A 12,470-nucleotide genomic window follows, 5' to 3' on the forward strand; every position below is an offset into this window, starting at 1 on the left:
CCAGCCGTCGGCGATAGCGATTCCGCGCGGTCACGGGATGACCCGCAGCACCAATTCAGCGCACATCCAGACCTGGAATCGCCATGCCCACTTGCCTTTTGAAATGGAGCATCAACATGTCCACAATCCCGACAATGACCGTGCACGTGGAATTTCCCGGCGGCGCGCGATTTTTCTACGATTTGCCCGCCGTTGAAATCGAGGAGTTCGTGACAGCGGCACGCCGAGTCGGCGCATCCGCGAGCATCGTGGGCAAATCGTCCCAGCGCGTCCTGTCGAGTGTGCCCGAGCAGGCCGCCGCATGACCGCGAACGATGTCGAACCCGATGCCAACCGCACTGCACCGATCTGGGATTGCGCCGTCGCGCACGGGGGGAAGAACGCCCGGATGACGGGAATGCTCGGACCGGGCACCGGCCTTGCGCGGGTCGCGATGACCTCGGCGGTAGCAGCGGCGATTGTCCTGGCCGCGAACTCGGCGTTGGCCCAAGCCGCGCCGACGCAGCAGCCCGGACTTGCTGGTCCCGCAACAACGCAACCTGGTTTCGAGACCCGACCGACCGCTCCGGTCCATCCTCCTACCGAGCAGTCTCCGTTGGGCAGGGTGATTCCCGCGCCCGCGCTGCCGAGCGATCCGAGTCAGTATCGCGACCCGAGTCCGTCCACCGATCAGGGAACTGGCCCTGTGCTACCTCAGCAGCAGTCGACCCCGCAGCGACTACACCAAGCCGCGCCAGAATCGGACCTGCCGGTCGTGGTGGAGCCCGCGCCGATCCCAGCCGGGCCGCCGAAGGTGATCACTCCTCCTGCCCCGGAAAAGCTCGGGCTCGGCGATCTGACCATCGACCGCCCGGATTGGGTGCCCGCCGATGTGGCGTGGAAGGTCAACGGCCACGTGGCCCTCGCCCAGCGCGACACCAACGCCGCCCTTCAATCGGCGGGGATCAGCGCCTCCCGCGCCGACGTCATGTCAACCGCGATGGTCCTGGGCGGTGCGAGCGGACTCGGCATCGGCGCAATCACTGTGGGAGTTCCCGCTGCGGCGATCGGAGCGGTCGGCGGCGGTCTCGTCGGAGCGGCGATCGGCGGTGCTGCTGGTGCTGCGGCAGGCACGCTGGTCCCGGTGCCCATCGTCGGTGTCGTTCCCTCCGCGATGGCGGGAACCGTGCTGGGCGCGGCGACCGGCGCGGCGGTCGGCGCGGCGGTTCTCGGCGTCCCCGCCGCGGTTGCCGGTGGTGTGGCCGGCGGGGCAGTTGGCGCTCTTGTCGGCGGAGTCGCGACGGCGGGCGACGGCTCAGATTTCGTCGCTCCGCCGGAAGAAGTCCCCGGTCCCGGTGCGCCTGACCTGTCGCTGCACGATCAGCTGCGCGCGGGCGCCGATACCGCACGATCCGCGAGCGAGTCGGCGGTGGACTGGGTCCAGGCCCAACCCGGCGGGGTCGAGGCTGTCCACACGGTCGCCTCCGCGCTCGAAAGTGGCGTGCAGGCGTGGCAAAACGAGCCGAGGGCCGCACCGGTCGATGCCGCGTTCGCCGAGGTGGCCTCTGATGCCCTCTCCGCTGCCCGTTCGACGCCGGGAACCTCGGGCGTCGCCGACGCGGTCACCTCGACGATCGGCGAGCAAGCTCCGTTCGAGTCCGACCAGCTCGGTCCGCTGACCGAAGCGGCCAACGGTGCCCTCACCGCTGTGCAGGGACTGGTGCGGTGATGTCGGCCGCGACGATCGGGCGGCGATCCGCGTGCACAGTGATGCTGGCGGTGGTGCTGACATCGGCTGCCTCGGTGCCCGCCTGGGCTGATCCCGAACCGGCACCGACGGCGACCGACTGCTCGGATGTGATCACGTTGGCGGTCCCCGGCACCTGGGAGACCAGTGCCGACGCCGACCGGAACGTCGTACCGGGCATGCTCGGCCAGATCACCGGGCCGCTCCTGGCGGCCTTGAATTCCACACCGCCCACTGCGGCGGAGACGGTGCCGAAACAGGTGGCCGGGTCCTCGTTGACCCGGAGCACCGCGACGTCTGTGCGCGCCGAACAGGTGCCGTATGTGGCGCAGGTGGGCGGTCCGATCGCTGGCATCGCGACGGGAAATCCGTTGACACTCAGTCAGTCTCGCGCCAACGGCAAGTCAGCGCTCGAGGCGCGGGCCACGGAGTTGGCGCAAGCGTGCCCGTTGTCGAAGTTCGTGATCCTGGGCTACAGCCAGGGTGCGCTGATCGCGGGCGACTTCCTGTCCGAGGTCGGCAACCGCCGGGGCGTGGTCGACCCCTCGCGCATCCTGGCCGGTGGGTTGTTGTCGGACCCGAAACGTTCGGCGTCGACTGTCTCGTCCGGTTCCGAGAGCGCTCCGTCGACGCACTCGGTGAACACGAAGTCGTCGTCGGTGGCTGAAACGTTGGTCGGTGCCGACCCGGGCGGTGAGGGTGTCCTCGGTCAGCGCGACGGCGGGATGGGCGTGCTCGCAGAGCGGGTGACCACGATGTGCGCGCCCAACGACACGATTTGCTCGCTCTCGGATAAGTCCAAGGTTGTCGCCGCGGTGGTGCCGCTGCTCAACATCACGCCCGAGGATCTGCCGAACTATGCGATCGGTCGCGGCCTGGAGCTGGTCAAGAACGTCGCCGAGGCCGATCCGCAGGTCATCGCGAAGGCCGCGAGTTCTGTGATCACCGAGCTGACGAAACTCGGTGTGGTCGCGGCGACTTCACCGTACTCGCTGCCGCTCACCCTGGCGGAGATGGTGTTTTCCTCGACGATGCTCGATGACGTCGCCCAGGTCATCAATATGCCGGAGTTCGATGCGCTGGTCAGCCTGACCAAACCTGACGAACTCGTTCAGCAAGCATCGCAGGCCGTGTCCTATCTCCTACTGGACGCGCACCGGTCCTATGCGAGCAACTACACGGTCAATGACAGTGGTGACACCGCCGCGCAATGGATCGTGAAATGGCTGACCGCGAAGATTCAGGCCGGTCTCTGAATCGGTGATCGCCTTTCCGCTTACGCCCGGCATCAGCGCGCCGGGCGTAAGCGGAAGAACGTAGCGACCGAAATTCTCGCGGCACTCGATGCCGAAGAAATACCACTTCACCGCATTCCCAGTGAATACAGACTTTCACGAAACATGCCCAAAGGAGGTGTATCGCGATGAAATCAGTATCGAAATTGGTAGCGCTCTTGATGGCGCTCGTCATGGTTCCGGTTCTGGTTGTCGCGATTTTCATCGACAGCGACCGGGAAAATCCGAGTTTCGCTCAAGGAAAACTTGCGACCGGCACTGTTCCACCCGAATTCGAGGCGTGGGTCATCCGGGCGGGCACTCTGTGCGAGGAGATCTCGGCCCCGCTCATCGCCGCCCAGATCGAGCAGGAATCGGGTTGGAACCCCGATGCGGTCTCCCCGGCCGGCGCGCAGGGCCTGTCGCAGTTCATGCCCTACACCTGGCCGTCCTATGGCGTCGATGCCGACGGCAACGGCGTGATCTCCCCCTTCGATCCGGCCGACGCGATCATGGCGCAGGCGAAGTTCGACTGCGACACCGTCGCGCAGGCCAAGCAGGACCTGGCCAGCGGACGGATCAAGGGCGACCTGATCGACATCGTGCTCGCCGCCTACAACTGCGGATACGGCTGTGTGATATCCGCTGGCGGGCCCCAGATCGTCAACGGGGAGACCGAGGGATACGCGCCTGGGGTCAAAGCCAAGATGGCCAAATACACCCAGCTCGGCACCGTCGAACTCACCCATTGCAGCCAGTTCCGCCCCGGCGCAACATTCGGCACGAACGTGGCCGCAGCGGCACTGTGCTGGCAGGGAACGCCGTATGCGTGGGGCGGCGGCACTCTCGACGGGCCGTCACAGGGAATTCGTGACGGCGGTGTCGCCGATTCCTTCGGCGACTACGAGAAAGTCGGCTTCGACTGCTCGGGACTTGTTCTGTACGCCGTGGGGCAGGCGAGCGGCAAATCTATTCAACTTCCCCACTACACCACCTCCATCCTCAATGACACACGCGGTCACCCTGTGAAGGAGGACGACATCCAGCCGGGAGACATCGTTTTCCCGAGCGGCGGAAATCCGCAACATGTCGCCATCGCCCTCGGCGGCGGACAAATGGTCGAAGCCCCCCAATCAGGTGATCAGGTGAAAATCTCCCCCTTATCGAATTTGGGGCCAGGAATCGAAATCAGGCGATTCGGAGCAGGAATCCAAAGACAATGATGCCGAAAACTACTTGGACGATGCACGCGGTCGCGTTGGCCGGGGCGGCGCTGGCAGTGGCGGCATGCTCCACGGGCCAGGCGAACCACAACGCGCCGACAACCACCCCGATACCGACGACTCCGGTCGCGACCCCGACCGAAACCACTTCGCGAGTTCCGGTGACACCGCCCTCGACACCGCTGGCGGTTCCGACCTCACTGCCCGTCGAGGTCGGACCGGTCGAAGGCTCTGACGTCGACGCGGTCGCGGTCGCCGTGGCGCGGATCTGGTACGGGTGGGACACCACCCGCGATCTGTCCCCGCACGACGCCAAGCTGCGCGCGGCCCCGTTGCTCGAACCCCGGCTCACACAGCTTCTGCGCGACTATCCACCGATATCTGGCCCGGGAGCGGACTGGCTCGACCTGACCGCACGTTCAGCGGTACTGAGCGTGTCCGCTGGCGGCGTGCGCCCCGGCGCGGAGGCCGGCGCTCCCGCCGACACCGCGAACTCCGCGACGCGATTACTCGAGGTCACCCAGAGGGTGAGCACGGCGAACGGGCCCCTGCCCGAGCGTCACTTGGTGGTCGGGCTAGCGCTGGTCAAGGTCGGCGCCGGTTGGCGCGTCGCCCAGGTGGGCGCGCGATGAGCGCGCGACCGCGGCGACCGGTGATCGGCGGAATCGCCGGTGGCGTCGGCACGACCACGGTGGCGCATCTGCTCGACGGCATCGACGTCGGCGTCATCGAAGCCAACGGCACCCAGGCAGTCGACGTCCTGGTGACCCGCGCGACCGCCGTCGCGGTCAGTTGGGCCATCGCCACCGCCCAGCAGATGCCCACGCGCCCGGTCCTGGTCGTCGTCGCCGACAGCGAGGCGCGCTGGCCCTCCGTTGTCCAGCGCCGACTGAAGATGGCCGCCACCAACCTCGATACCCCGGTGCTGCGGCTCGGCTGGTTCTCACCGCTGGCCGCCAGCGACAACCCCTGGGACCTGCTGTCCACCGGCGTCTTCGACGCCGACCGCAAGACCCATCGGTGGGCCGAACCCGCCCGCAAGGTCCGCGAGGAGCTGGCTCAGGCGGTGCGCACCGCCATTGATCGCGAAACCCCCACCACCACCACATCCGAGCCGGAACCCATCGACGAGGACGAGCACGAGCGTCCCGTCCTGCGGGTGACTTGACCGATCACGAGAAGGAAATCCCCATGTCCACATTGCTAATGGCCGCCGACTGGTTGGCGCAAGTCCCCAATCCTCCCGCGAAGGAACTGCCCGGCGAATTGGGCAATCGCGTCAACGACACGCTCGGCTACGCCAAATCCCTCTGCTACGCACTGGCTTTCGCTGGACTGCTTGCGGTGGCCGGAATGTTATTCGTCGGCCTGCGCGGTCGCAGCGACGCCGCCAAGAACGCTCTCGGGCACCTGCCGATGGTCATCCTCGGAATCGTCATCACCGGCGGCGCGGGCGGAATCATCGAGGCGTTTCAGTGAAACGGGCGCTCTGGGCGTTCGCGCTCACCGCGACCCTGATCACTGTGGGTGCCGGAGTCCTACACGCTCAGCCGCCGACGACCACACCGGCCCCGCCGACCAGTCAGCAGCTCAGTCCCCAGAGTCCGGGTGGCGGCGGCACCGGAGAGCAAATTCCCATCCGCGACCCCACCACCGGCGGCGTGCGATGGGACCGGTTCGGTGGAGATCCCGCCGACGCTCCCGAGGACCTGGATTCCTTCATCGCCGACTCGCTCGGCTGGATGCGCACCCTCGCGCTCGCGTGCGCGGTCGGCGGCGTGCTGATCACCGCCGCCGTGCTGATGGTGGGGATTCGCGGGCGCTCCGAGCAAGCCAAGAAGGCCCTGCACTCGCTGCCGGTTGTGCTCGTCGCCACCGTGCTGTCCGGGTCGGGCTACACCGTTATCACCGCATTTCTATGAAAGAGATTGAGCACCAATGTCATTGACTAATTCCGAATTCCGCGACACCGCCGGCTTGGCGAAAGCGCGCCGCGCGTACCTGATCGGGTCGGTCAGCGCGGCAGCACTCGCCGTTGTCGGCGCGCTCGCCCTTGTCGGCGTGGGCTTCCACGGAGAAGCCAATGTCCCAGGCGACGCAAGCGCAACAGCCGCGACGACCGTGGTGACAACCGCCGCGAAGGGATCGCTGGTCCCCCAGATCCCGCACACCCGCTCCCCTGCCGACCCGGACTGGCTGACCGCCGCGCCCCAGGCGCTGTCTTGGCAACGCGTCGACGGCGTTCCCCTGCCGTTCACCGGATCGGATGGGCCCTCCCGCATCGACGGGGCGGTCGCGACCGGTTACGCCCACACCCCACAAGGCGCGACCGTCGCGGCACTCCAGATCGGCATGCGACTGCTCTACTCCCCCGATTTCGCCCGCGTCCTCGACATCCAGACCGCGATCTCGCCCGCCGACCGTCACCAGATCCTCACCGCCCGAATCAGCCAGCCTCGGCTGGATCCGGCCGCCGTGCAGGCCAGCACCGTGCAGCCCGCCGGATTCAAGATCGGCGACTACACCGGCGACGCCGCAACGATCTACTACGCCTACCCCCGCACCTCCGGCTCCTACCGGATCACCCGTCAAGCGGTGCTGTGGCGCGACGGCGATTGGCGCTACAGCAGCGAGCTGAGCGCCCCGGCGCTGCCAGAAACGGCAGACCTGACCGGATTCACCCCGCTGTAGCAAGGAAAACCCTGATGTTCACCACCCGAGAATTCGCCGACCACCCCGCACCCCGCAACCCAAGCCCGCCGCGGCGCTGGATGCCAGTGGCCGTCACCGCCGTACTGGTCGCAGTCGCCTCCATCGTCGCGATCGTCGTGATACGCGACCAACCGCACGATTTCGCGACACCGCCGGCGCCTGGCGGGCTCACCACCACGGAACCACCGCGCGAGCTGGAATGGAAGTTGATCAACGGAATCCGCTTGCCGTTCAGCGAAGACGGGCCCGCCCAGGTCGATGGTCCGCGCGCGCACGGCTACACCCACACCCCGCAGGGCGCACTCGTCGCAGCGTGGCAGATCGCCACACGGGTTCTGACCGATGCCCGCTACGAGCAGCTGCTCGGTACCCAAGTGCGCGCCGATCTCGGCCAGCAGCAGCAGGTCCGCAACGCGGTCACCCAGGCCCGCAACCTGACCGCCGACGAGTTCGAAGTGGCCTTCCGTCAGCCGGTCGCCTTCCAATTCGCCACCTACACATCGATGTTCGCGCGAATCTACTTCGCAGTCCCATCTGTCAAGGGCGGCTACGACTTCGTGCGCCGCGCCGCGCTCTGGGACGGCACCGACTGGGTCTACCAGGTCGATTCCGGCCTGCCCGAACTACCGAACTCCACGGGCCTGACAGGATTCACGACCTTCCAGGACAGGGCAGGGCGATGAGCACGAACACCTGGTCGATCCTGCGGCCCCTAGCGCTCGTGGGAATGCTGCTGGCCCTGTTGGTGGGCCCGGTGGCACTGGTCTCGGCCGAGCCGCCGCCACCGGACATGCCACAAAAACTCTCCGAACTCAGCGCCGAGCAGAAGAGCTGGCGCGACAGCGACGGCGTGATCTGGTGCTCGCAGCACCCCCAGTTCCCTGGGTGCGGGAAAAAACCCGACACCGGCTATCTCTACCCGAACGACGACACCGCGTTCCGAGCTCAAATCAACAACGGTGCAACACAATCCACGATCGACCTGTACCCGGGCACAGTTGCCGACAACACGATCGGCAAGGCGGTCGACTCGGCCTTTGGCAAGGCCGCCGAATCCATCGGCAAATTCAGCGGTGACCTGCTGGTCGAGTCGATGACCTGGTGGATCGGCACCGACTCGATCAGCCTGTCCTATGCGGGCGTGATGGCGGACAAGGCGCCGGTCCAGAAGGTCGTGTTCTTCATCATGATGGCCGGAATCCTCACCGGCTCCATGGTGATGATGGTGACCCGCCGCACCGAGCCAGGCGCGCAGATCCTGCTCGGCGGAGTCAAATACATCGTTATCTCCTCGATGGCGCTGATCGTGCTCTCCGGCGCGATCCACGCCGGAGACGACTTCGCCCACCAGATGATCGACACCGACGCCAACCAGTTCGGCCAGCGAGTCCAAGCCATGCTGGGCACCTCCACCATCGGCAATCCTGGCGGCGTGCTGCTGTTGGGCATCGTCGCGTTCCTGCTCGGCGCGATCCAGTGGGTGATGGGCTTCATCCGCCAAGCCGGAATCGTCGTCTTGTACAACCTCATCCTCTTCGCGGCTGCTGGACAGCTCACCACCTGGGGGCGGCAGTGGTTCCCCCGCATCGCCGCGACCTGCGTGGCGCTGATCCTCTACAAACCCCTCGCCGCCTACATCTACTCGCTGGGCTTCGCGCTCATCGGCGAAGAACAGTCCCTGACCACCTTGGTCACCGGCCTCATGGTGGTCGCCCTCGCGGTGATCGCCCTGCCCGCGCTGCTGAAATTCTTCGACTTCATGGGCATGAATGTGAGCGGAGGTTCCGGTGCACTCGGCCTCGCGGTGGGCGGGCTGGCGGGTGGGGCGCTCGGTGCTGCCGCGGCCATGGGTGGGAACGGCTCGGGTTCTTCCTCGGGTGGGGATGGATTCGCCAGCTTTATGTCCGCGACCGGTCCCGGCGGAGGCGAACCCGACCCGTCACCGGGCAATGGGGGCACCTCGGCGCTGACTGCTGGTGGTGGACAGGCCCAGTTGGAATCCGGGTCTTCGCCCAAGGCCCTCGGCGCTGGCAGTTCCGGGCTCGAACTCGAAGCCGGCCCGAGCTCGCAGCCGGAGAATCCCGACGCCTCCGGCACACCCGCCGCACCCAATGGCAGCGGCGGAAGCGGCATCGACGTCGCCGGTGCCACCGATGCCGGTGGAGCCGTTGCGGCCGGGGGCGGTTCCTCCGCTGCCGCAGGAGCGGGCGCGGCTGCTACCGGCGGAGCCTCCTTGGCGATCCAAGCAGGGCTCTCAGCGGCGAGTTCGGCCGCTGAAGCCGCCGACGATGTCGGCTCGGAAATGACCGGCGACGACCTCGGACCGGAGCGGCCATGAGCACCAACACATCTCACCCGATCAGCACACATCAGCACACCGCACGACAGGCGGCACACGTTAGGGACACACAATGAACGACACACCCGGCTACAGCGGATTCCGCGAAGTCAAAGGCTTCGGGATGGGGCGTCTCGGAACCAGCGGCACGGCCATCATCCTGGCCACCGTGGTGGGACTCGCCTTCACCACGTTCATCGACCTGTTTCTGGCCTTCATCGGACTGTTCATCGCCATCCCCGTGCTGGCCCTGACGATCGTCCCTGTGGGCGACTCACAACGTACCGTCGTCGAGCACCTGACCTGGAACGTGCGGGCATGGTGGGGCAACCGGCACAACAGCGACGCCTACGCCGCCGACGTCCTCGAAGAGGTCCCGCGCGTGGAGAACCTGCCCGGCGTGCTGGCCCCGCTGATGCCGTTGACTGTCGAAGACGGTCGCGGCGGCACACAGTGCCTGATCTGGAACAGGCGCACCGGCATCCTGTCGGCGGTGTTGAAGGTGTCCCCGGTAGGTATCACCCTGGCCGACAGCGCCGACACCAACGCCTGGGTCCGCAATTTCGGCAGCTGGCTGGCCGATCTCGGGTTCACACCGATCATCTCCTCGGTGGTTTTCACCTCGGAGTCCTCCCCGACCGGCGGCGTCGACCAGCGCGCCTACACCTTGGCTCGCATGGAGCGTGACGGCAAGAACGCTCCCACGCTGTCCAAGAAGATCATGGAGAAGGCCGTCAGCCAGTCACGCTCGACCACCGCCGACGTTCAGATGCGAGTCACGGTGAATTTCGATCTGTCCAAGGCATCGCCGCAGCCCCAAACTCTCTCCGAAGGCGCGGCCGAGGTGGTGCGGTGGCTGCCCCGCATCGAATCCGCACTCGCCGCGGCCGGCGCGACGGTCACCGACCGCGCGTCCACCGAGTCAGTGATCCGCAACATCCGCGCCGCGTTCGACCCTGCTGTCCGGGTTTTCCTCTCCGACACCCCAGACGACGACGAACTGCTGACCTGGACCGACGGCAGCGCTCTGCGTACCGAAACCACCAAGGACGTCTACTACCACGACTCCGGCTATTCGGTGACCTGGGTGTTCAAGGGAATGCCCAGTAGCGTTGTGCGCCACCACATTCTGCTCAAGATGGTCAGCCCAGGAAAGTACTACCGGCGTTTCTCGATGGTCTACCGGCCCTACAGTGCCGCAGCAGCCTCCGACATCGTCGAGCGCGAGATTCAGGGCGGCAAGCTCCGCCAGGTCTGGAACACCAAGACGAAGAAAGACGAGACCCAGCGCGAATACGACGATCGTGTGCGCGCACGTAAGGCCGCGCAGGAGGAGTCGATGGGTGCGGGCCTCGGGCAGTTCACGATGTATGTCACGACCACCGTACGACGCGAGGAGACGCTGGCAGCTGCCTGCGCCGATGTCGAGGATCGAGTCAGCGCCACGAAACTGCGGTTCCGCCGGGCCCGCGGCGCCCAACCCGCCGCGTTCGCATCCTCGCTCGGTTACGGCATCGAGCCGACCTCGGGTCTCTCGCGCAGCGCCGCGCAGAGGTGGCTGGCGTGACCGGCACCGGCCCGGTCACCGAAGCCGACGCGCGGCTGCATCGGGCTGCGGCGCACGCGGGGTTGGCCGAGCGCTGGCTGGCGAAACTGGGAGTGATCCCGGCCTACCGCAAACAGGAACCGCACGATCCTGACGAACCCGGCCAGGAACCGTTCAATCCATTCGCCCCCTTCACGTCCTTGCCGCCGATTCCCGCTGCTCGCGGCGACTACCGGCCCTTCGGCGGGTACGCCCACAACGTCGACGCGGGGCGCCTGTTCGCGGGCACCACCAGTCAGGTCCAGGGCTTGTACCCCTTCCCGGCCGCCAGTGGTGCCAGAGTGCGAGGCGTCCCGTTCGGTCGCCATTTGCATACCGCAGAACCCATCGGGCTCGATCCCTCGCAGTGGCTGGTCGACGGTTTGGTCACCAACACCGGCTTGTGGGTGCAGGGACAGCCCGGCATCGGGAAGTCCACCGCGATCAAGCGTCTGCTCGTCGGCCTCGTCGCGTTCGGATTCGCCGCGGTGATCCCCGGCGACATCAAGGACGAATACACCGCGCTCGTGGAAGCGTTGGACGGCAAGGTGTTCCGCATCGGTCGCGGCCTGCACAGCCTCAATCCCCTCGACCTCGGGCCATTGCGCGGCGCGATCGACGCGGCGGTCGGCACCCAACGGGACCAGCTGGTCTCCCAAGCTCGCGGCCGTCGGCTGGACTTGCTCGAATCGCTGATCACAATTGTCGGGGGCCAGGATCTTACCGCCACGGAGCGGCTGCTGCTGGCGATGACCGTCGACCAGGCCGACGCCGCCAACCAACGCCACGGTTTGCCCGACCCGACGATCCCCGAGTTGGTGCAGATCCTCGATTCCGCCACCGAGCCGCTGCTGCGCGTCGTGGCAGCCCGCGACGAACACGAGTACCGCCGCGAGACCCGCGAGCTGCGCAACACACTGGTATTGCTGTGCGAAGGCCCGATCAAGGGCATGTTTGACCGGCCGTCGAGCTTCTCCCTCGACGCCGATCTGCCAGCGATCTCGCTGTCGCTGGGTGCTGTGGAGGACGACGGCGACGACGTGGTGGCCGCCGCGATGATGTGTGCGTGGGCGTGGTCGGCGGCCCTGATCGAGGGCAAGCAAGCCGCCGGGCAACGCCGCAACGTGTTCCAGCCCCAAGACGAGCTGTGGCGGGCACTGCGCGCGGCTCCCGGACTGGTCGAGAAATCCGACCGGATGACCCGACTCAACCGCAAACGCGGGGTCGTCTCGGCCCAGTCGACCCACACCATCACCGACCTCGAGGCGCTGCCCACAGCGTCCGACCGCGCCAAGGCCAAGGGCATGGTCGCCCGCAACGACATCAAGGTCATCGGTGGGCTCGATCACGCCGAAATGGAACGGCTGCACGAGATTTCGCCGTTCACCTCCGGCGAGAAGGAACTGGTGACGCGGTGGGCCGCGCCACCGACCTGGGTTCCCGGTCAGCGTCACCCCGGCAGAGGCAAGTACCTCATCAAATCCGGCGCGCGCATGGGGTTGCCGGTGCATGTCGACCTGACACCGGAAGAACTCGAGCTCTACAACACCGACGGTGCCTTCGCCGGGCTCAGCAGCTCCACTTCTGAACGGAGCAGCCGTGCAGCATGAAC

At 66.8% G+C, this 12,470-nt stretch carries 13 protein-coding genes; all 13 read left to right on the forward strand.

What is annotated here, in order from left to right; all coding sequences use genetic code 11:
* Positions 1–134 precede the first annotated feature (134 nt).
* The 13 genes from IEX78_RS19485 to IEX78_RS19545 all read left to right on the forward strand — a co-directional run bounded on the left by IEX78_RS19485 (position 135) and on the right by IEX78_RS19545 (position 12,468).
* A complete protein-coding gene (locus IEX78_RS19485; protein WP_188830467.1) occupies positions 135–305 on the forward strand; it encodes a hypothetical protein in 171 nt (56 codons plus the stop codon).
* Positions 302–1,708: a hypothetical protein gene (locus IEX78_RS19490; protein WP_188830468.1), complete on the forward strand. Its 1,407-nt coding sequence runs from the start codon at positions 302–304 to the stop codon at positions 1,706–1,708. Before IEX78_RS19485 ends, IEX78_RS19490 begins: the two co-directional genes overlap by 4 nt.
* Positions 1,709–1,761: 53 nt before the next feature.
* Entirely contained in the window at positions 1,762–2,982 is a 1,221-nt protein-coding gene (locus tag IEX78_RS19495) for a cutinase family protein (RefSeq protein ID WP_229684113.1), read from the forward strand.
* A gap of 167 nt (positions 2,983–3,149) precedes the next feature.
* On the forward strand, positions 3,150–4,223 hold the full coding sequence (locus IEX78_RS19500; RefSeq protein WP_188830470.1) for a C40 family peptidase: 1,074 nt from the start codon (positions 3,150–3,152) through the stop codon (positions 4,221–4,223).
* Positions 4,223–4,855, forward strand: a complete 633-nt coding sequence (locus IEX78_RS19505) for a hypothetical protein (protein WP_229684114.1) — start codon at positions 4,223–4,225, stop codon at positions 4,853–4,855. Before IEX78_RS19500 ends, IEX78_RS19505 begins: the two co-directional genes overlap by 1 nt.
* Positions 4,852–5,391, forward strand: a complete 540-nt coding sequence (locus IEX78_RS19510) for a hypothetical protein (protein WP_188830472.1) — start codon at positions 4,852–4,854, stop codon at positions 5,389–5,391. The genes IEX78_RS19505 and IEX78_RS19510 overlap by 4 nt, the downstream gene beginning before the upstream one ends.
* A gap of 23 nt (positions 5,392–5,414) precedes the next feature.
* Positions 5,415–5,702 carry a hypothetical protein gene (locus IEX78_RS19515; RefSeq protein ID WP_188830473.1) on the forward strand — a complete coding sequence of 96 codons (288 nt, stop codon included), beginning with the start codon at positions 5,415–5,417 and terminating at the stop codon, positions 5,700–5,702.
* Positions 5,699–6,145: a hypothetical protein gene (locus tag IEX78_RS19520; RefSeq protein WP_188830474.1), complete on the forward strand. Its 447-nt coding sequence runs from the start codon at positions 5,699–5,701 to the stop codon at positions 6,143–6,145. Before IEX78_RS19515 ends, IEX78_RS19520 begins: the two co-directional genes overlap by 4 nt.
* Before the next feature lie 16 nt (positions 6,146–6,161).
* Positions 6,162–6,914 carry a DUF8175 domain-containg protein gene (locus IEX78_RS19525; protein ID WP_188830475.1) on the forward strand — a complete coding sequence of 251 codons (753 nt, stop codon included), beginning with the start codon at positions 6,162–6,164 and terminating at the stop codon, positions 6,912–6,914.
* An 80-nt stretch (positions 6,915–6,994) separates the two neighbouring features.
* Positions 6,995–7,618, forward strand: a complete 624-nt coding sequence (locus tag IEX78_RS19530; RefSeq protein ID WP_229684177.1) for a DUF8175 domain-containg protein — start codon at positions 6,995–6,997, stop codon at positions 7,616–7,618.
* Entirely contained in the window at positions 7,615–9,273 is a 1,659-nt protein-coding gene (locus IEX78_RS19535) for a hypothetical protein (protein WP_188830477.1), read from the forward strand. Before IEX78_RS19530 ends, IEX78_RS19535 begins: the two co-directional genes overlap by 4 nt.
* 73 nt (positions 9,274–9,346) lie before the next feature.
* On the forward strand, positions 9,347–10,840 hold the full coding sequence (locus IEX78_RS19540; RefSeq protein ID WP_188830478.1) for an SCO6880 family protein: 1,494 nt from the start codon (positions 9,347–9,349) through the stop codon (positions 10,838–10,840).
* Positions 10,837–12,468 (forward strand): hypothetical protein, encoded by a 1,632-nt coding sequence (locus IEX78_RS19545; RefSeq protein WP_229684115.1) that lies wholly within the window; start codon positions 10,837–10,839, stop codon positions 12,466–12,468. The genes IEX78_RS19540 and IEX78_RS19545 overlap by 4 nt, the downstream gene beginning before the upstream one ends.
* Positions 12,469–12,470: the final 2 nt, after the last annotated feature.

The sequence above is a fragment of the Nocardia camponoti genome, from assembly GCF_014646135.1.
Lineage (GTDB): Bacteria > Actinomycetota > Actinomycetes > Mycobacteriales > Mycobacteriaceae > Nocardia > Nocardia camponoti.

Bases quoted from the DNA above. Each gene is read 5' to 3' on its own strand.
- IEX78_RS19485 (WP_188830467.1), top strand. From the start codon at position 135: ATGACCGTGCACGTGGAATTTCCCGGCGGCGCGCGATTTTTCTACGAT.
- IEX78_RS19490 (WP_188830468.1), top strand. From the start codon at position 302: ATGACCGCGAACGATGTCGAACCCGATGCCAACCGCACTGCACCGATC.
- IEX78_RS19500 (WP_188830470.1), top strand. From the start codon at position 3,150: ATGAAATCAGTATCGAAATTGGTAGCGCTCTTGATGGCGCTCGTCATG.
- IEX78_RS19505 (WP_229684114.1), top strand. From the start codon at position 4,223: ATGCCGAAAACTACTTGGACGATGCACGCGGTCGCGTTGGCCGGGGCG.
- IEX78_RS19510 (WP_188830472.1), top strand. From the start codon at position 4,852: ATGAGCGCGCGACCGCGGCGACCGGTGATCGGCGGAATCGCCGGTGGC.
- IEX78_RS19515 (WP_188830473.1), top strand. From the start codon at position 5,415: ATGTCCACATTGCTAATGGCCGCCGACTGGTTGGCGCAAGTCCCCAAT.
- IEX78_RS19525 (WP_188830475.1), top strand. From the start codon at position 6,162: ATGTCATTGACTAATTCCGAATTCCGCGACACCGCCGGCTTGGCGAAA.
- IEX78_RS19530 (WP_229684177.1), top strand. From the start codon at position 6,995: ATGCCAGTGGCCGTCACCGCCGTACTGGTCGCAGTCGCCTCCATCGTC.
- IEX78_RS19535 (WP_188830477.1), top strand. From the start codon at position 7,615: ATGAGCACGAACACCTGGTCGATCCTGCGGCCCCTAGCGCTCGTGGGA.
- IEX78_RS19540 (WP_188830478.1), top strand. From the start codon at position 9,347: ATGAACGACACACCCGGCTACAGCGGATTCCGCGAAGTCAAAGGCTTC.